General features: G+C 40.1%; 14 protein-coding genes. 7 read left to right on the forward strand and 7 right to left on the reverse strand.

The window, feature by feature from the left end; all coding sequences use genetic code 11:
- Positions 1-236: 236 nt before the first annotated feature.
- Genes E0E36_RS22055 through E0E36_RS22065 form a run of 3 tightly spaced genes read left to right on the forward strand, consistent with a single transcriptional unit; the run spans position 237 to position 3,586 of the window.
- Complete coding sequence (locus tag E0E36_RS22055) at positions 237-1,682, forward strand: circularly permuted type 2 ATP-grasp protein (RefSeq protein ID WP_013666628.1); 1,446 nt, start codon at positions 237-239, stop codon at positions 1,680-1,682.
- 13 nt (positions 1,683-1,695) lie between these two features.
- A complete protein-coding gene (locus E0E36_RS22060; protein ID WP_013666627.1) occupies positions 1,696-2,631 on the forward strand; it encodes an alpha-E domain-containing protein in 936 nt (311 codons plus the stop codon).
- Positions 2,632-2,641: 10 nt separating this feature from the next.
- Positions 2,642-3,586, forward strand: coding sequence for a transglutaminase family protein (locus tag E0E36_RS22065; RefSeq protein WP_130857783.1), 945 nt, complete (start codon positions 2,642-2,644; stop codon positions 3,584-3,586).
- Here E0E36_RS22065 and kdsA read toward each other — a convergent pair whose 3' ends face one another.
- Both kdsA and recQ read right to left on the reverse strand, forming a co-directional pair.
- Positions 3,587-4,402 carry a 3-deoxy-8-phosphooctulonate synthase gene (gene kdsA / locus E0E36_RS22070; protein WP_130857784.1) on the reverse strand — a complete coding sequence of 272 codons (816 nt, stop codon included), beginning with the start codon at positions 4,400-4,402 and terminating at the stop codon, positions 3,587-3,589.
- A 142-nt stretch (positions 4,403-4,544) separates the two neighbouring features.
- Positions 4,545-6,734, reverse strand: a complete 2,190-nt coding sequence (gene recQ, locus E0E36_RS22075) for a DNA helicase RecQ (RefSeq protein WP_130857785.1) — start codon at positions 6,732-6,734, stop codon at positions 4,545-4,547.
- A gap of 96 nt (positions 6,735-6,830) precedes the next feature.
- On the opposite strand from recQ, the gene E0E36_RS22080 reads away from it, so the two are divergent.
- Positions 6,831-7,796, forward strand: coding sequence for a KpsF/GutQ family sugar-phosphate isomerase (locus E0E36_RS22080; RefSeq protein ID WP_013666623.1), 966 nt, complete (start codon positions 6,831-6,833; stop codon positions 7,794-7,796).
- A gap of 181 nt (positions 7,797-7,977) precedes the next feature.
- Here the strand turns inward: E0E36_RS22080 and E0E36_RS22085 are convergent, their stop codons facing one another.
- The 5 genes from E0E36_RS22085 to E0E36_RS22105 form a co-directional block, all read right to left on the reverse strand.
- Complete coding sequence (locus E0E36_RS22085; RefSeq protein WP_130857786.1) at positions 7,978-9,165, reverse strand: tetratricopeptide repeat protein; 1,188 nt, start codon at positions 9,163-9,165, stop codon at positions 7,978-7,980.
- A 97-nt stretch (positions 9,166-9,262) separates the two neighbouring features.
- Entirely contained in the window at positions 9,263-10,384 is a 1,122-nt protein-coding gene (locus tag E0E36_RS22090; protein ID WP_165447047.1) for a tetratricopeptide repeat protein, read from the reverse strand.
- A 170-nt stretch (positions 10,385-10,554) separates the two neighbouring features.
- Complete coding sequence (gyrA, locus tag E0E36_RS22095; RefSeq protein WP_130857788.1) at positions 10,555-13,143, reverse strand: DNA gyrase subunit A; 2,589 nt, start codon at positions 13,141-13,143, stop codon at positions 10,555-10,557.
- 178 nt (positions 13,144-13,321) lie between these two features.
- Entirely contained in the window at positions 13,322-14,227 is a 906-nt protein-coding gene (hemF, locus tag E0E36_RS22100; RefSeq protein WP_130857789.1) for an oxygen-dependent coproporphyrinogen oxidase, read from the reverse strand.
- A 17-nt stretch (positions 14,228-14,244) separates the two neighbouring features.
- Positions 14,245-14,886 carry a DUF6266 family protein gene (locus E0E36_RS22105; RefSeq protein WP_130857790.1) on the reverse strand — a complete coding sequence of 214 codons (642 nt, stop codon included), beginning with the start codon at positions 14,884-14,886 and terminating at the stop codon, positions 14,245-14,247.
- Positions 14,887-15,782: 896 nt separating this feature from the next.
- Between E0E36_RS22105 and E0E36_RS22110 the strand changes: the two genes are divergently transcribed.
- The 3 genes from E0E36_RS22110 to E0E36_RS22120 all read left to right on the forward strand — a co-directional run bounded on the left by E0E36_RS22110 (position 15,783) and on the right by E0E36_RS22120 (position 19,355).
- The gene (locus E0E36_RS22110) at positions 15,783-16,463 is read left to right on the forward strand and encodes a response regulator transcription factor (protein ID WP_013666616.1); all 681 of its coding nucleotides are present in this window, start codon (positions 15,783-15,785) and stop codon (positions 16,461-16,463) included.
- Between the two features lie 8 nt (positions 16,464-16,471).
- Positions 16,472-17,839 (forward strand): HAMP domain-containing sensor histidine kinase, encoded by a 1,368-nt coding sequence (locus tag E0E36_RS22115; protein ID WP_130857791.1) that lies wholly within the window; start codon positions 16,472-16,474, stop codon positions 17,837-17,839.
- A gap of 265 nt (positions 17,840-18,104) precedes the next feature.
- Positions 18,105-19,355: a TolC family protein gene (locus E0E36_RS22120; protein WP_130857792.1), complete on the forward strand. Its 1,251-nt coding sequence runs from the start codon at positions 18,105-18,107 to the stop codon at positions 19,353-19,355.
- The last annotated feature ends 15 nt before the right edge of the window (positions 19,356-19,370 follow it).

The following is a 19,370-nucleotide window of genomic DNA, read 5'->3' on the forward strand; positions in this document are numbered from 1 at the left end:
GTAGAAATATTTTATTATTATCTATTATGTTTTAATGATTTTAATAAGTAAAAAAATACAATATCAATTCTGTATGTGTATTTGCTTTTTTCACATATTTTTTAGTTTAATTTTTAAATGAAAAACGTAAGAAAAATGATATTTTTAAATTATTTCAATTTTTTTCGGCTTATATTGATATATTTTTATTGCAAATGCGATTTTATTTGCTTAAAATTAGCAAAAAATAAGAATATATGTCAAATGATCATTTTCTGAACGAATATGTGTATCATGAAAATACTTGGGATGAGATGTATGACTCTAAAAACATCCGTCATCAATATAGTCATGTTTTCTCGATGCTTAAAAACCTTGACGTGGATAGCATGAGCAATCGGCATCGTTTAGCGGGAGAATTGTTCTTAAATCAAGGCATTACTTTTACAGTTTACAACAATAATGAAGGAATTGAGCGCATCTTTCCTTTTGATATTATCCCCAGGATTATCACGGGTGCTGAATGGGAAGAAATTGAAAAGGGCATTATTCAGCGTTTAAAAGTGCTAAATCTATTTCTAAAGGATATTTATCATGAACAACAGATATTACGTGACGGTATCGTTCCTGCGGAGCTAATTGCCAGTTGCCCACATTATACCAGAGAAGCTTACGGTATCAGGGTCCCTTACGATATCTATGTTCACATTTCCGGGATCGATTTGATACGCGGAAGCGATGGCAAATTTTATGTATTGGAAGACAATCTTCGTACGCCTTCCGGGGTGAGCTACATGTTAGAAAACCGTGAAGTAACGAAGCGAATTTTTCCTGATATTTTATCCTCATCGAATGTTCGGAGCGTTACCCACTACCCTACGCTCTTACATGAAGTTTTACTTAACTTGATTTCTTCTCAAGTATCTGATCCATATATAGTTATATTAACACCTGGGATTTTTAATTCGGCTTATTACGAACACACCTTCCTGGCAAAACAAATGGGCGTTGATCTTGTAGAAGGCCGGGATTTGGTAGTCGATAATCATAAAGTATACACGAAAACGACCAAAGGTCTTAAACAGGTAAATGTCATCTATCGAAGAGTGGATGACGAGTTTTTGGACCCACTCGTATTCAAGCAAGACAGCTTACTTGGCGTGCCTGGTTTACTGAGTACTTACCGGAAAGGCAATGTGGCTATCGTCAATGCAGTGGGAAACGGCGTAGCCGACGACAAAGCAGTATATGCTTATGTCCCCGAAATGATTAAATATTACCTGAATGAAGAGCCGATATTAAACAACATTCCTACCTATCAGCTCAGTGATCCGGAAGTGCTTAAATATGCTATTTCAAATATAGATAACCTCGTTATAAAAAACACCAATCAATCGGGCGGCTATGGTATGATTATGGGAAACGCGATCAGCGAACGAGAATGGCTAAAAGCCAAAAGCGAGATTGAAAAAAATCCCCGCAATTATGTTGCCCAGCCCATTATTCAATTAAGTACGGTTCCATGTTTTATTAATGGCAAGATTCAACCTCGCCATGTCGACCTTCGCCCTTATGCCTTATACGGTCCACAGGGAATCAAATTAGTTCCCGGAGGCTTGACTCGCGTTGCCTTAACGGAAGGGTCGCTTGTTGTAAATTCGTCGCAAGGTGGAGGTAGTAAAGACACGTGGATTATTGACTAATTAATCATCCGATATGTTAAGTCGCATTGCAGATTCATTATTCTGGTTAAGTAGATATATGGAGCGCGTTGAAGAAATGCTTCGTGTTGCCAGAACTCATTATATCTATTCTTTAGATAAGAACATCAACAGTGGAACATGGAAACCGATTTTGCAGGTATATACTGATTTACCGGAGGATAAGGCTCAGGTATTTGAAAACGACACCTATGCGGCACTTCATTATTTGCTGTTAGATAACAACAACGAAAATTCCGCGAAGAACATCATTCAAAAAGCACGTGAAAATGCCCGTGGTATACAAGACCATATTACTCGAGAAGTTTGGGAAGAAGTTAATTCCATTTATCATCTTATCAACCGGCCTTTCGTAAAACTAAAACTTGCTAGTGCAGACGCGTTGGAGATTATCGATTTATTTTTAAAGCACAGCATGATGTATGCAGGTGTTGCAGATGTAACGATGCAAAGAGGAATCGGATGGAACGTCATGAAGCTCGGCAAATTTGTTGAAAGAGGAATCGAAACTCTTATATTAACCGATAAACAATGTGCGCTTCATAACTACGATTTATACAAGGAACTTGATATCACCAGTTGGAGATTTCTCCTCTTATCTCTTGCGGGTTATGAAGCATATCTAAAAACCTATCGAAGCACCAAACACAATCAACAAATTCTCCATCAGGTCATCTTTAATGCGGATTTTCCACATTCGGTATTGTATTGCCTAAATCAGATTGAACGATCGTTAGCCGTACTTGTGAAGGAAAACACCAATCCTGAAGTACCTGAACTGTTACGAAGTTTCGGGCGAATTCACAGTCGCATACGCTTTATGGATCCCGCATCGCTACCATCCACGGATATCCAATCTTTCTTCTTAGAGCTTAAACGTAAGCTACAAGACTTCAACGCCAAACTCAAACTGTTATTTTTTTCCTATTAAAAGATTCATCATGGCAATATACACCATTTCCCATATCACCAGGTACACCTACGAAAATCCGGTTATTGAGAGCATTAATGAGATACGGATCTTTCCTTTCATCTGCAAAGAGCAAGAGCTGTTGAATCAAGAACTCAACATCAGCTTCTCCCCGATCCTTCATATTTATACAGATTATTGGAAAAATAAAGTCGCTACTTTTTCAATCCTACATCCGCATCAGGAGCTTATTATCGAAAATCAGTTAACAGTTCGCACCACTTCATCGAATCTAATTCAGGTAAATTTTCATAGCGGTTTTGAACAACTCCATCATGAAACAACTAACAATTTGAATTTAATTGAACTGACAAAACCGGAAAAAATACGGAATCAACACCTTATCGACGGGATTGTAATTAAATTGACAAACGAAGGTTTAAGTGTTGCTGAAACCATCGAACGATGCAGCAGTTACATTTTTAAACATTTCAAATATGTTCAGGGTATTACGGACATTGAGACGACTGTAGACGAAATATTACAGCACAAAGCAGGCGTTTGTCAAGATTTTGCGCACGTAATGCTTCAAATCTTAAGAACTTTAAAGATCCCTTCCCGATATGTAAGTGGTTACATCTGTCCAAACAAAACCGGGATGCGCGGTGAAGGTGCAACCCATGCTTGGGTTGAAGCTTATATACCACAGTTTGGATGGGCCGGTATTGACCCAACCAATAACACATGGGTAACCAATTATCACGTTAAATTAGCAATAGGAAGAAACTTCAAAGATTGCTCACCGGTTAAAGGTACTTTCCGTGGTAATTGCCATCAATCGCTTTCCGTTCGTGTATCCATTCACTATGAAGACGGAAAGCTATTCGAGCAAACGAACGCAGTAAAAAGACGCGATCCCCTGTTTATAGCCGGCTATGAAGATACCAACTTGATGGGAAACCAGCAACAACAATAGCTACCTAATCGCCTCCCTGATTCGGGTCAGTTGTATTAACAAATCTTCCAGATAATTCAGGTGCAGCATATTAGCTCCATCCGACTTAGCGTTAGCAGGATCGGGATGCGTTTCAATAAACAAGCCATCGGCGCCTACCGCTACGGCCGCTTTGGCTATGGTGCCAATCAGTTCCGGCTTTCCTCCCGTTACGCCGGATGCTTGATTCGGCTGTTGCAATGAATGCGTACAATCCATCACTACGGGAACGTTAAACGATCGCATTGTAGGGATTCCTCTGAAATCTACAATCAAATCCTGATAGCCAAAGGTATTCCCTCTATCAGTTAATATTACTTGTTGATTACCGGTTTCGATAACCTTGTCAACCGCAAACCGCATGGAATCAGCTGATAAAAACTGTCCTTTTTTAATATTAACCACTTTACCCGTTTTTCCGGCAGCGACTAACAATTCCGTTTGTCTACATAGAAAAGCAGGAATTTGCAAGACATCCACATACTCGGCGGCCATCGCGGCCTCATGTGTTTCATGAATATCAGTAACAACCGGAACGCCAAACGTATCCCGTACCTTTTTTAGGATTTTTAATGCCTTTTCATCACCTATTCCTGTGAAAGAATCAGATTTGGAACGGTTTGCCTTTCTATAGGAACCTTTGAAAATATAAGGAATTTTCAGTTTGTCAGTAATGCCTACAATTTTGTCTGCTATCGACAAAGCCATGTCTTCTCCCTCGATGGCGCATGGGCCTGCCATTAGAAAAAAATTGCCGGAATCCGTATGCTTGATCCCAGCTATTGTGTTTATTGTCATTTCTTTCGTTTTAAGTTTTAAGTTGTCAGTTGCACAAGACGCAAGCTAGCTGTAGGCTATAAGCTGTAAGCTCGCACGAGGCTAATCCTTACTCGCTAACTATATCAATCTACTATTCAACCACTCGACTTTTTACTATCGACTAATTCCCCAACTCAGACATAAATTTAATTCGCATGAGTTGTATTTCCTCAAAAGTATAGTCTTCGGTTCCTAAATCCTTTAGTGCTACGTCAATAGAGTCAACTTCAGCTGTACGGAAATAGTCGAAAACCTCATCTTGACGGTCAAGATCAATCATTTCATCGATAAAGTAGTTTAAATTCAATTTGGTACCCGAATTAACAATGGATTCCACCTCCTTTAATACATCTTCGTATGACAGCCCTTTAGCAGAAGCAATATCATCCAAACCGATCTTTCTATCAATATTTTGAATAATGGAAACCTTTAAAGCCGACTTATTAGCCGTTCCTTTAATAACCAAGTCTACCGGACGATCAATATCATTCTCCTCAACATAGCTTTTGATTAGCGAAACAAACTGACTCCCGAATTTAGCAGCCTTTCCCGCCCCTACTCCATGGATCTGTTTCAATTCGTCTAAAGTTATCGGATAATGCGTACACATTTCTTCCAGCGATGGATCTTGAAAAATAACGAATGGAGGAAGTCCCTTACTTTTTGCAATTTTCTTTCGCAGGTCCTTAAGCATCTGCAAGAGCTGTGTATCCAAAGCACCTCCACTCTGTGCCGGTGTCTCATCCCCTTCTTCGTCTGCTTTCTCCATTGGATTATTCAAGTAAAACTTAACACTATAGGGGTTTTCAATATAGTCTGCCCCCGTTTTGGTTAACTTTAGCAATCCATAATTGTCAATATCCTTGTATAAATAGTTATTCAATACCGCCTGCCTAAGCAAAGACTTCCAATAGATCACCCCTTGCTCTTTTCCAGTACCAAAAAAAGGATGAATATCATGTTTGTAAGAAGACACAGGCTGGTTATTTTGACCGATCATCACATTCGTAATATGAAAGTCATCAAATTTTTCTCCCTGTTCTTTGATAAAGGATAAAGTCTTATGCAACGATTCTTCAGCATCAAATTGCGTACGATGGCTATTACAATTATCGCACATGTTATTGCAGCCGGCCTCATTGAAGTTCTCGCCAAAGTAATGTAATATCTGCTTTCTCCTACACACAGAGGATTCGGAGTAATCGATCACCTCCTTCAATATTTGGGTACCGATTTCCCTTTCAGAAACCGGTTTATCCTTCATGAATTTAGTTAATTTTTCGATATCCTTTTCCGAATAAAAGGCAATACAAACGCCTTCCCCTCCGTCGCGTCCGGCACGGCCTGTCTCTTGGTAATAACCTTCCATGCTTTTTGGAATATCATGGTGAATAACATAACGGACATCCGGCTTGTCAATTCCCATACCAAAAGCAATGGTTGCTACAATAACTTCGACATCCTCCATCAGGAATTTATCTTGTGTCTCAGCTCTTGTCTTTGCATCCAAACCCGCGTGATAAGGAAGAGCGGAAATACCATTAATATTAAGCACTTCGGCGATCTCTTCCACCTTTTTACGACTTAAACAATAGATGATACCGGATTTGGAAGGGTTATTTTTTATAAATTTTACAATTTCCTTAACGACATTTTTCTTAGGTCGTACCTCGTAATATAAATTAGGCCGATTGAATGAGGACTTGAATAAGGTCGCATCATTCATTTGCAAATTTTTCCGTATATCAGATTGTACCTTCGGGGTGGCTGTAGCCGTCAAAGCAATAATCGGGATATTCTCCCCTATCCCGTTGATTACCTGCCTTATCTTGCGATACTCAGGTCTGAAATCATGTCCCCACTCCGAAATACAGTGTGCCTCGTCGACAGCAACAAACGAAACGGTAATTAATTTCAGGAATTCAATATTGTCTGTTTTTGCGAGGGATTCAGGTGCTACGTATAGAAGTTTTGTCTTCCCATCCAGTACATCCTGTTTAACCCTTGTAATTTCACTTTTATTGAGCGATGAATTTAGAAAATGAGCAATGCTATCTGCACCTCCAAATGCCCTTAATTGATCTACTTGATTCTTCATCAGTGCAATCAATGGGGATATAACAACAGCGGTTCCCTCACTCATTAACGCCGGTAACTGATAACATATTGATTTTCCGCCACCGGTTGGCATTATTACAAACGTGTCCTTCTTTTGCAGAATATTGGTTATTATCGCCTCTTGATCTCCCTTGAAAGTATCAAAACCAAAAAAATTCTGCAAATTGTCAAATAATGTTTTTTCTATCTCCATTGTCCTTCCGAAAAATTAAAGAAAGGCTTATGTCTATTAATGTTTAAAATAACATAAATTTGCCTTAATTCTTACTAAAATTAATAAAAAATATCCGTGAAAACCAAATCCGACATTGAAAATATTGCCATTTCCGCACTTACATTAGAAGCCGAAGCGATCAGTAAACTGACAAAAAATATCAACGAAGATTTTATCAACACCGTACATGCCATACTCGATATAAAGGGCCGCGTAATTATTACAGGAATAGGTAAAAGTGCTATCATCGCACAGAAAATTGTTGCCACCATGAACTCTACAGGAACACCGGCAATTTTCATGCATGCGGCAGACGCCATTCACGGAGATTTAGGGATGCTACAACAAGAAGATATTGTAATAGCCATCTCTAAGAGCGGAAATACTCCGGAAATTAAAGTGCTTGTACCACTGCTTAAAAATTCCAACGCAAAGATAATCGCAATGGTTGGAAATACAAAATCATATTTGGCTGAACAAGCCGATTTTATACTGGACACGACCGTGTCCAGAGAGGCTTGTCCCTTGAACCTGGCACCAACTACCAGCACAACGGCCCAGCTGGCTATGGGCGATGCGCTCGCTATTTGTCTTCTGGAATGTCGATCTTTCACAAATGACGACTTTGCTAAGTATCATCCGGGGGGTGCGCTAGGGAAACGCTTATATCTCAAAGTAACCGATTTAGCGCGCCAGAATGCAAAGCCCGAGGTGAAAAGTGATACGCCTATTAAAGCTGTCCTGGTGGAAATAACCAAAAATCGATTAGGTGCTGTTGCCGTCGTGAACGATAAAAAAATAAGTGGGATTATCACCGATGGCGATATCCGTAGAATGCTCGAGTCGAATCAGGATATCGGGAAATTAAAGGCCGAAGATATCATGGGCAATAACCCCAAGGTGATTCAATACGATGAGCTGGCCGTTCATGCACTCAATATGATGCGAAACAATCATATCACCCAATTACTGGTAGTCCGCAATAATCAATATGATGGTATTGTCCATTTACATGATCTTTTGAATGAGGGGATTATTTAGTTTGTAGATGAGTGATGAATTACGCGATGTTAGACATCGGACGTAAAACATAAGATAGGAAGTCCTGATACCTGATACTTACCTGCCCGCCGGTAGGCAGGTGTCCTGATACTTGATACTTTAATCACAAAAAAAGCTGTTCCTGATGGGGAACAGCTTTTTTTGTGATTAATGCAGCTTCTTAAAGCGCATTTAATTTATCCGTAATTTCCTTCGTTTTAGCCTCATCACCTTTTAACTGGTAATAAAAACGCATATTTTCCCAATAACCTTTCGTTTTTGGATCTAGCGTAGTAGCCTTTTCCAAATAAGGTACCGCTGTATCAGCTAAAGTATAGGCTTCTTGTAATTTGGCTTTGTATTCCGCCTCTTTATTTGTTGGAATGCTGCTGGCTGCGTTGTATATATCACGTGCCTTATTTAAAATAATAGCTGCCGCTGCACCATAGTTACGCGCGTCATCCGGTTTCGCTTCAATACCTTTCTTATACGCTTCCAATGCTTTATCAGGCTGTTTTGTGGATTCGTATGCATAACCTAAGAAGAAAGGAAGCTCCCCATTGGACGGATCCGCAGCCATTTGAGATTCAATATCCTTAATTACTTTCTCGCTATTGCCGGTAGTGATATTCAACACAATTTTCTGATTGATAATCTTTGCACTATCCGGAAACTTCGTAGCTGCCTCATCGATGTATTTAACCGCCGATGCTGTATCGCCTTTCTTTAGGTATGCATCTGATAAATTGAGGTAAGCATCCGAGCTTTTTGGAATTAACGTCTTAAATTTACTGATCGCATCATCGTATTGTTGATTATTTTGAGCAGCAATACCGGCATATAAAGTTAAAATAGAATCCCCCGGCATATATTTCAATCCATTGTTAAAGGCTGTGTAAGCAGAAGCAAAATCATTTGTTTCAAATGCTTTTACACCGTTACCTATTTCGTAATTGGCCAATAAGCTTCCAGCTCTGTCCATATTTCCCTTCAATTCCTTATCATCACTTCCTTCGTTTAAACTCTTTGCTTTTAAGAAAGCATCACCCGCTGCCTTATAAGAGGCCTCCCCTTCTGCCGCCTTTCCTGACTTTTGATTGATCATGGCATACTCTGAGTTGATCAAAGCCAAGTAAGTCCATGTTTCCGGCAAATCCTTCGTCTTTTCATGCGTGGCGGCTTTATCAATAGCTTCCTTAGCTTCACCCAGTTCTTTCATTGCCAATTCCGGCACATTCTCCACAGCACCACCGGTAAGGGTAGCAAATGAACTGTATTTACTTTTTGCTTTATTAAGCTCTCCTTTCTGCGCAAAGGCAACGGTTGAGCCCAATAAAAGTGTAGCTAATAAAATTGATTTAATTTTCATTTTTCTATAATTTGTGTTCTTAGTGATTATTATTTGTTAAGCTTCAAAGCCTCTTCCCAGGTCAGCTTATTTTAGGCGCTTCATTAGGCAATAAGCTTTAGTTCATATTCATTTGATTCAACTGACTGTTCACCCGTTCGAGCTGAACACTGTTTCCTGATTTATCAAATAGCACAGCTAAAGACTTTAAAGCATTAACAGCATTCGGGTCTATTTCGTTTGCTTTTAATAAATATTGTTGCGCTTCATACTGCTTTTCCAAATCGGAGGGGTCTTTTACAAAATCTCTTAAATACAGCAAACCGAGCTCATAATTGCTATTATAATCATCGGGGTCAAGCTCTAACGTCCGCTTATAATAACTTTCGGCCTTCTCGCGGTCGCCCGTAATTTCATAAGCATACCCGATCAGATAGTTCAGATTAACGCTTTCGGGCTCCATAGCAATCGCCTCATCGGCTAATACTACAATGGCATCATAAGCACCGTTACCGGCATAAAGATTCAATAAAGCAAAAAGAATATCCTTATTGGTAGGAAAATATTCCCGTCCTTTCAGTAATACATTTTGTGCGGCATTATTATCGCCTTTATTTAGATGTATTTTAGCCAAAGTCAGAATATAGCTAGGTTTAGCAGATGACTTATTCTCAATAAAATCACTGTATAACTTAACAGCGTCATCCGGCCGATCCAAACGCTCACTTAATAAAGCCAAATTATGTCTTGTATTCGGCGTACTGTTATAGGCATTGACCTTTTCAAAAAGATCATAAGCCTCTTCGTAATTATTATTCGTCAGCGCACGGTTGGCTCGGATCAAATAAGCCGCCGCCAACCGTTTTTTCAAATAATTGATCTGTGCCTCATTTTCGTAATTCAGCTGTTCATCATTCAACCTGCTTAGCATGAACTCGGCTTCTTCAATGGGGTCTTTCACATACTTCTGTGTTCGGTTTGAATCAGCTACCGCCAAGCTGCTGTAAACAAGGCCCCTTAGCAAGGTGTTATTATAAGAAGCAGAATCTCTACGTTCTTTATAAGCAAGATCAGCAAACTTTCTGGCCTCTAACAAATCCTTAATATCGCCCGATTTCGTATACCGGGCAAAATTATTGTTCCCCTCTTTAAGGTTAGACTGAGCCCAGCTCAGTTGCGTACAGAAGAGAACAAGTAGCACAGTACTAGTGATGATATGTTTATATAGATCACTTTTCATTAATATGTTCTTTTTTAAAGCTCGCATCGCTTGTCAATCAGGATGTTTGCCGCTACTCAAATTTAAGGTTTACATTTGCCTTGGTTATCCTTTCTCACTTATCCGTCACTAAACACTTCAATTTCAGGCAATATGTTATTCCATATTACCTGAAACCTCGCTAAACAGGCCTATTCGTTTGTCTCGTCTTGGCCTTTATCGCTTGTAGAATTATCGACTTCTCCCTCGTTTTCTGTCGACGCATCATTCCCTACACTAGTTTCTGTGACATCAAGACCTTCTACTTCATCGTGGTCAACTTTTGTAATGGATGCAATCTGATCATTCTCTTTCAAATTAATCAAGCGAACACCTTGCGTAGCTCTTCCCATCACGCGAAGCTGACTAACTGCAATACGAATTACAATTCCAGACCGATTAATAATCATTAAGTCGTCATTATCGGTCACATCCTTGATCGCCACCAGCACCCCTGTCTTTTCAGTTACATTAAGGGTCTTAACCCCCTTACCGCCTCTATTTGTTACGCGATAATCGTCAATATCCGTCCGCTTTCCGTAACCCTTTTCAGAAACAACCAATATCGTCGCATCATTTGTATTAACACTAATCATGCCAACAACTTCATCATCCAGCCCCGCAAGCGTTACGCCACGCACGCCCGTAGCTGTTCTTCCCATTGGACGCACCGTCGACTCATTAAAGCGAATAGCTCGGCCTGATTTTAACGCCATTACGATTTCACTGTTACCGTTTGTCAAACATGCCTCCAAAAGTTGATCACCCTCATTAATATTGATAGCGTTAATACCATTTGCTCTTGGCCGCGAGTACGCTTCTAATGATGTCTTTTTAATAGTGCCGCCTTTTGTACACATAATGATGAAATTATTCTCCAGATAATCCTGATCTTTCAAATTTTTCACCTTGATATAGGCTTTAATTTTCTCTTCTTTCGGGATATTGATGATATTCTGTATCGCTCTTCCTCTAGACGTACGGGTACCTTCCGGGATTTCGAATGCCCGCAACCAGAAACAACGACCTGCCTCAGTAAAAAAGAGCATGTAGTTATGGGCAGAAGCAGTAATGATATGCTCCGTAAAATCCTCTTCCTTCGTTGTAGACCCCAAAGAGCCCTTTCCTCCCCTCGCCTGCAAGCGGTATTCCGTTAATGGTGTACGCTTCACGTACCCCTCATGTGATATGGTGATCACGATTTCCTCATCATCGATAAAATCTTCCATCCGCATATCTTCTGCGGAGTGTACAATCTGCGAACGACGTTCGTCACCAAATTTCTCTTTGACTTCCAGCAATTCGTCCTTGATGATTTTCATTCTCAGTCCTTCATCCGCCAGTACGGATTTCAAATACTCAATGGTTTTCATCAATTCCGCATATTCCTCTTTGATTTTGTCACGTTCCAGTCCGGTTAACCTTCTGAGCGTCATATCAAGGATTGCTCGCGCTTGGATATCAGATAAACCGAATTTTTCCATTAAACCAACGCGTGCATCTTCCGGTGTTTCGGAAGAACGTATCAATTGGATAACTTCGTCCAAATGGTCAAGAGCAATCAATAAACCCTCTAATATATGTGCCCGTTTCTCGGCTTCAGCCAGCTCGAATTTGGTACGCCGTATAATCACTTCATGACGATGCTCCACGAAATGATGAATCATATCTTTAAGATTCAACAACATCGGTCGCCCGTGCACCAGTGCTATATTGTTTACACTAAAGGAAGTCTGTAAGGCAGTATATTTGAAAAGATTATTTAATACAATAGAGGCATTTGCATCTCTTTTTATATCATACACGATGCGCATACCATCTCTATCCGATTCATCCCGGATAGCAGATATTCCTTCAATTTTTTTCTCGTTAACAAGATCTGCGGTCCGTTTAATCATTTCCGCTTTGTTAACCTGGTAAGGAATTTCGGTTACGATAATGGTTTCTTTATCGTTCTTGGAAACCTCTATCTCCGCCTTAGCGCGCATGACAACTCGTCCTCTCCCCGTTTCGAAGGCATCTTGTACTCCTGCATAGCCGTATATAACGCCTCCCGTAGGAAAATCAGGCGCTTTAATATGCTGCATAAGCTCGGCAACGGTAATGTCACGATTGTCAATGTAAGCGACTGTCCCATCAATTACCTCGCTCAGATTGTGAGGTGCCATATTGGTTGCCATACCAACGGCAATACCTGATGCACCATTCACCAATAGATTCGGAATTTTGGTCGGCAGAACCGTTGGTTCCTGAAGCGAATCGTCAAAGTTTAATTGGTAATCAATGGTATCTTTATTTATATCAGCCAGCATTTCCTCGGCAATCCGCTTTAACCTGGCTTCCGTATAACGCATCGCTGCGGGGCTATCTCCGTCAATGGATCCAAAGTTTCCCTGGCCGTCTACCAGTGGATAACGGAGACTCCACTCCTGGGCCATCCGTACCATTGTATCATAAACAGACGAGTCGCCATGTGGGTGATACTTACCCAATACATCCCCTACAATACGAGCTGATTTTTTATAAGGTTTTCCACTGGTAACCCCTAAGTCCAACATCCCATATAAAACCCTTCTATGGACGGGTTTCAAGCCGTCCCGAACATCTGGTAGGGCTCTTGAAACAATAACCGACATCGAGTAATCGATGTAGGCAGATTTCATTTCCTCTTCTATACTAATAGGTATGATCCGGTCGTTAGCCGGCACCAAATTATCGTCATTTTCTGTTTCGTCAGCCATACTTGTTTAGTCCGTTAAAAAAAAGTTTCGCTTTAGTGCTTGCGAAAATAATAAAAATCTTTGAGAATTGACCACCGTGACACGGGGGTGTCAATAACGAAGATTGCCGTTTTTCCGTTTATTCCGTCTCGCCTTGTATTTGGTAAGTGGCATTCCTTTCTTTCCTATTGCCATGCTACTAATGGCTTCCTACCCAGTCAATATCCTTTTTTAAAAGCCTTAGTGTTTTCTCCTCTTCGGAACCTGTCTTTGGCTGGAAATTGTAAACCCAATTTGCCTGAGGCGGTAAACTCATAAGAATAGATTCAATCCGTCCATTGGTCTCCAAACCAAACTTGGTACCGGAATCATACACTAAGTTAAACTCAACATACCTGCTTCTCCGGATAAACTGCCAATCTTTTTCGTTTGGGGTAAAAGCTTTGTTTTGATTTCGTTTGATCAGTTCCGCATAAATAGGTACGAAACCTTCGCCGAGTCTTTTGGAAAATTCGAAGAGTTGATCATAGCTTAGCTTGCTATTATCGGGTTGCAAACGATCATAGAAAATGCCACCAATACCACGTGTTTCATTGCGGTGCTTTATAAAGAAATAATCATCTGCCCATTTTTTGAACCGAGCATAAAAATCCGTTTGAAATTGATCACAGATATCTTTTAATCGTTTATGAAAAAACGCAGCATCTTCGGGAATCACATAATGCGGTGTTAGGTCTATCCCCCCTCCAAACCACCTTGTTTGCTCATTTAGTTCGAAGTAACGGATATTCATATGGATAATAGGAACCCAAGGATTTTTGGGATGAATGACAATAGAAACACCCGTTGCAAAAAAATCGTCTTCCTGCACATCAAAAGCAGCCTTTATTTTCTCCGGCAACTTACCGTGCACCGCGGAGAAATTCACTCCTCCCCGTTCGATTACGTTTCCATCCTGTATGATGCGGGTGCGTCCGCCACCCCCACCCTCTCGTGTCCAACGTTCTTCTTCAAAAAATGCTTTCCCATCCGCTTCCTCTAAGCCCTTACAGATAGTATCTTGAAGCTGTTGGTAGGAAGCGACAATTTCTTCTTTACTAAACATGCGGCAAAGATAAGGATTTAGCTTTCTATTACGCCACAATAAACGCTATTGGATATGGCATCGTTCATCACATTTATAAATGCGATATACGAATGAATTCTTACCGCATTCGGATAATTTGATTCAGATAAATCAAACTCCAACAAGTCTTCTCCTGAATCGCCATAAACAAGACCGTAGCTGGCATTCATATACTCCCGATCTTCTGTGAAGGCAAATAAAAGTGTACGTACTTTAGTAGGCGCAGCCACCGCATCCCACTTAAAATGAAGCGTACCTTCGACGTAGGCAACGGATGGATTGGTTGGGGTAATTAGTAGACCCTTTGAAACAAGAAGTTTCTCATAATCGATCTTGAGATCAGGATAGCTACCTGTTATTGCGTACTTTTTATTATAACTCATCGCGGCATTAAATGCAGACATATTCCTTGCTTTCGCTTCAAGTTGAAAACCTAAATCAATAAAATTTTTGCTATCCTGAAGGAATTTCTGCATGATACGCATGCGCTCACGATTCGCTAATTCCTTTTCTGAGGGAGGCGATGTACGCTTTTTGGGCAAACCTCGCATTACGGGTATCCCTCTCCATTCGTAACCAATAACACTGCCTACTTTGCCAAAAAAAGAACCGTTTATGCCATTTTTTATAATCGCCATAATCATTTGATTTATAGTTGTTCCTACGAATATACCTATTTTTACCCAGTGTTTATCATAAAAAAATAAATAGCTATTATTTCATAGATATATTTTAAGGAATTTTCCCTATAAAGTCCCTATTATGTCCCTATTATTTTCTTATTATGTTATAGTTAATATGGATTCGAAATTTACCCCTTAAGATCCCTTTGTGGAGTCGTTAAAGAACGATTTCACTATACATTGATATAACGTTTATCATTTCCAGTCAAAGTTTATCACCGATATGTAGCAAATGACTGAAAATCAAGATATAATTAATTCAAGAAACAAAAGACGATCGGCACGACTTGTAATTCATTATGAATCAGTTTACCTTTGTGTCATCATAATTTAGGTTTATAATTGGTTAGTAAAAGTCCCTCAATCTCCCCGATTGAGGGCTTTTTTGTTATAAGCTGTAAGTCATAGACCCTGAGCTTTTAGCTCCCACGACATTATTATTTACTCTCTGTTTATTTCGGAGGTATTCTGAACTCTCTTTGTTCGGTTATCAAATTGGCTAATTGTCAAGTTATAAGCCATAGGCAATAAGCCTTAAGCTGTCAGCAATCAGCTTTCGGATATCAACTTTGGTTAGTGCCAATGCAAAACTACTGTTACTAATATGGCCGTACACTATAAGCTGCGGGCATTAGGTCGCACCAGCCCATCATCACATCGGTTCATCATCACATTGGCTAATTGATAACTCCCCTACTCAACTACTCCTCTACTCGCCCATTTAACCAATCTCACAGACACAACCCAAAATTCATCATTCAACACGAATAAAACCTACTCAACGATTCAGCAACTCAACTATTCACAAATCCAAATTTTAGTTAAGTTTGTAACGAATAAACCCCGGGATAATGCATATTCTTATCATTGAAGACGAATCGCGTATTGCTCAATTACTTCAACGCGGGTTGGAGGAACTGGGATACAAAACTACCGTGGCCTATGATGGTATACTGGGTAAAAAGCTGGTATGGCAACAGGCTTACGACCTGATTATTATGGACATTATCCTTCCTAAAATCAACGGCATAGATCTATGCCGCGAGATTAAAGAAAGCTACCCGGATTTGCCTATTATTATGCTCACAGCCTTAGGAACAACAGACGATAAATTGGAAGGTTTTGATGCAGGGGCTGACGATTACCTGGTTAAGCCGTTTGATTTTAGAGAATTGGAGGCCAGAATCAGGGTTTTGCTTAAAAGGGGCTCCGCTAGCAATTCAGCAAGTACTGCTATATTAAAGGCGGGCGAACTGGAAATGAATTTACATACGCGGATCGTAAAACGGGGCAACGTTGAGATCAATCTCACGCCGAAAGAGTTCAAACTGTTAGAGTATATGATCCGCAACAAAGGAAGAGTTCTCCCGCGCGTTGAAATAGCAGAAAAAGTATGGGATACCACTTTTGACACGGGGACTAATTTTATTGATGTATACATCAACTATTTGCGTAACAAAATTGACAAAGCTTTTGAAGAAAAATATATACATACCAAACCGGGAATGGGGTTTATTTTCAAGACTGAATAAGCATCGAGATGAAAATCAGGAATAAATTAACCCTCTTATATTCGCTTCTGTCGGCCGGCGTCCTTTTAGTCTTCGCTTTGTTCTTTTACCTTTCCTTTGCAAATGATCAAAAAGACGAGTTTTACAATCAGATCAAACAGCACGCCATTACAAAAGTTTATTTTCTGTTCGATCTGAATATCAAACCGGAAGTGCTGCAAACGATATATGCTAATAATACCCGAAGGGTAATTAACGAAGAGGTGGCTATTTATGATGAATCGTATCGACTCATCTATCACGATGCCGAGAACAAAGACATTGTAAAAGAAACACCCCAATTGCTCGACTCAATTGTTAAAAATAGCGAAATCAGGTACAAATACAATAACTACTATGTTACGGCTTTTACACTTACACACAGCAATAAAACCTATATCATTACAGCGGCCGCAATCGATCGTTATGGCGAAGAAAAGCTGAACACGATACTGGAATATTTAGCTATTGCCTTCTGCCTCTCCCTGTTGTTGATCGTCGTTGCCGGTCGCTTTTCAGCAGAACAAGCGTTAAAACCCGTTTCAGATATGGTGGAGAATGTGGAGGAAATTACAGCCAGCAATTTAGATTCCAGAATCAACGTTGGCAGCGGCAAAGATGAATTAGCAGAATTAGCGATCACTTTTAACGAAATGCTTAATCGATTGGAGAAATCCTTCAACGCCCAGAAAGAGTTTGTATCCAATATTGCTCATGAAGTGAGAACGCCCTTATCAACGATCATCACAGAACTGGAACTATCCTCCAACAAACCAAGAAGCATTGAACAATATCAACAGACTATTCGACTAACTCTTAAAGATGCACAAACACTAGCTAAGCTGACAACAAGCTTACTGGATCTTGCAAAAGCAAGTTACGATCCCACCCAAATATCCTTCAAAGCCCTTCGGATCGACGAGATTCTATTGGACGCAAAGCATCAATTGGAAAAACAGGCTCCTTCCTATCATATTACAATTGATTTCACGGAGATTCCGGACGGCGAAGACGAAATCACCATTAGTGGAAACAACTATCTTCTACAGGTCGCTTTTACGAATGTCATGGAAAATGCATGTAAATTTTCGGAAGATCAAAGTTGCGAGGTGAAGATCTCCTACCAAAATAATCATGCAATCATTGATTTTATTGATCACGGCACCGGTATTTCCGACGAAGACCTGCATAAAATTTTTATCCCTTTTTATAGAGGGCAGAATAAAAATCACTCCAGCGGTCATGGTATTGGCATGGCGCTCTCTCAACGGATTATTAATCTTCACCATGGAGAAATAAGTGTATTTTCAATCTTAGGTAGCGGCACTCGGTTCGAGGTTAAGTTACCGCATGTTTAATAGGCTATAGGCTTTAAGCAGTACGCTTGAGGCATGAGCCAGTGCCACTACAACTTTTTAGCCATCGGAAATCAGCAATCAGCTTTCGACTTTATAGTAAGCATTAAGCTATACGCAGTATGCTTTAAGCCCGCACGGGACTTTTCCTACTCAACTATTTAACTACTTAACCCCTTCTAATATTTTTCTAATAAAAATATAAAAGCTTTCTAACCGCTCGTCAGACACACGTTTTCCAACTTTGCATGGAAATAATATCATGATTATGCAAAGATTTTTTTGGATGATTGGAGTTTTGTGCTTTTATGGTTTAGGTGCAGCCAATGCGCAAAGCATTAGCTTAAGGGAGGCACTTTATATTGCGAAAACGCAAAACCCAAATTTAAAAACCGAGCTTTATCAAATTAAGGCAGCGCAGGCAGACAGCACCACTGCCGCATTACGGCCTAATCCATCCTTTCACAATGAAACCATTCAGCTCACGCAAGGCAAAAACTTTGCACCCCGTACCTCGTGGTCTGATCCGTTGAATCGTCAATCGCTTTTTACACTTACCAAACCCTTTCAGTTGGCAGGTCAGCGCCAAAAAAAAATTGATTTAGCAAAAGAGCAAATTGATTTATCGAATAAGAATTATCAGGAAACAGAACGAGGGGTATTTGCGGAGGTTGCTTCCAAATGGATGGAAGTTTACACCGCTCATAAGCAATTAGATATTCTGAAAATAGCCAAAAGTAATATCGATTCGCTCAGTGATATTAACAAGGTGCGACTTAAAAACCAGGTGATAACGCAAACCGATTTTATGCGCACGCAACTCTTGGCAAAAGAATATGAACTAAAGGTTAAAAGCGCTGAACAGGACCTGAGCAACCGACTGATGGAACTCAGTTATTTAATCGGATCGCAAGTTAATGATATCGATATTTCAGATCAATTTGCTTTAAAGGGCGATCTAGGCTTGGACTCACTACTGCAAGAGGCACTTGCTAATCGATCCGACATAAGAGCCGCGCAGTCATTGATTAATGTGTCTAATAAGAATATTTCCCTGCAACGAAGCCTCGCGGTACCCGTTCCTGAATTTGGATTTATGTGGAACCCACAAAACACGATTAATTATGCAGGCTTTACCGTAACCTTTGACCTTCCCTTGTTTTCCCGAAATCAGGGTGAAATCAAAAAGGCATATATCCTTAAGGATCAGTCAGAACAACAATATGCAGCGATAAAAAGTAAAGCGCAAACAGAATTGATGACAGCCTATGCCAGTTATCAAACACAACGACAAAACACGCATAAATTTACGGATGGACTGCTTAAACAAGCAGAGCATATATTAGCCAACGTTAAATATGCCTATCTCCGAGGAGGTACCACGCTGATCGACTTTTTAGAAGCACAACGTAGCTGGCTCGAAACACAACAACAATATTATGATGCCTTGCAACTCTACAGGCAAAGTTACATTCAATTACTGTATGCAAGTGGCTTAATCGGTCAGTTGGCTGGCTGATTTGATCATTCAACG

Source organism: Olivibacter jilunii, assembly GCF_900607235.1.
In the GTDB taxonomy this organism is placed as follows: Bacteria; Bacteroidota; Bacteroidia; order Sphingobacteriales; family Sphingobacteriaceae; genus Olivibacter; species Olivibacter oleidegradans.

Excerpts from the sequence above, each read along its gene's own strand:
- E0E36_RS22115 (WP_130857791.1), top strand. The coding sequence starts at position 16,472 with ATGAAAATCAGGAATAAATTAACCCTCTTATATTCGCTTCTGTCGGCC.
- E0E36_RS22065 (WP_130857783.1), top strand. The coding sequence starts at position 2,642 with ATGGCAATATACACCATTTCCCATATCACCAGGTACACCTACGAAAAT.
- recQ (WP_130857785.1), bottom strand. The coding sequence starts at position 6,734 with ATGGAGATAGAAAAAACATTATTTGACAATTTGCAGAATTTTTTTGGT.
- E0E36_RS22090 (WP_165447047.1), bottom strand. The coding sequence starts at position 10,384 with ATGAAAAGTGATCTATATAAACATATCATCACTAGTACTGTGCTACTT.
- E0E36_RS22120 (WP_130857792.1), top strand. The coding sequence starts at position 18,105 with ATGCAAAGATTTTTTTGGATGATTGGAGTTTTGTGCTTTTATGGTTTA.
- E0E36_RS22110 (WP_013666616.1), top strand. The coding sequence starts at position 15,783 with ATGCATATTCTTATCATTGAAGACGAATCGCGTATTGCTCAATTACTT.
- E0E36_RS22060 (WP_013666627.1), top strand. The coding sequence starts at position 1,696 with ATGTTAAGTCGCATTGCAGATTCATTATTCTGGTTAAGTAGATATATG.
- kdsA (WP_130857784.1), bottom strand. The coding sequence starts at position 4,402 with ATGACAATAAACACAATAGCTGGGATCAAGCATACGGATTCCGGCAAT.
- gyrA (WP_130857788.1), bottom strand. The coding sequence starts at position 13,143 with ATGGCTGACGAAACAGAAAATGACGATAATTTGGTGCCGGCTAACGAC.
- E0E36_RS22085 (WP_130857786.1), bottom strand. The coding sequence starts at position 9,165 with ATGAAAATTAAATCAATTTTATTAGCTACACTTTTATTGGGCTCAACC.
- hemF (WP_130857789.1), bottom strand. The coding sequence starts at position 14,227 with ATGTTTAGTAAAGAAGAAATTGTCGCTTCCTACCAACAGCTTCAAGAT.
- E0E36_RS22105 (WP_130857790.1), bottom strand. The coding sequence starts at position 14,886 with ATGGCGATTATAAAAAATGGCATAAACGGTTCTTTTTTTGGCAAAGTA.
- E0E36_RS22055 (WP_013666628.1), top strand. The coding sequence starts at position 237 with ATGTCAAATGATCATTTTCTGAACGAATATGTGTATCATGAAAATACT.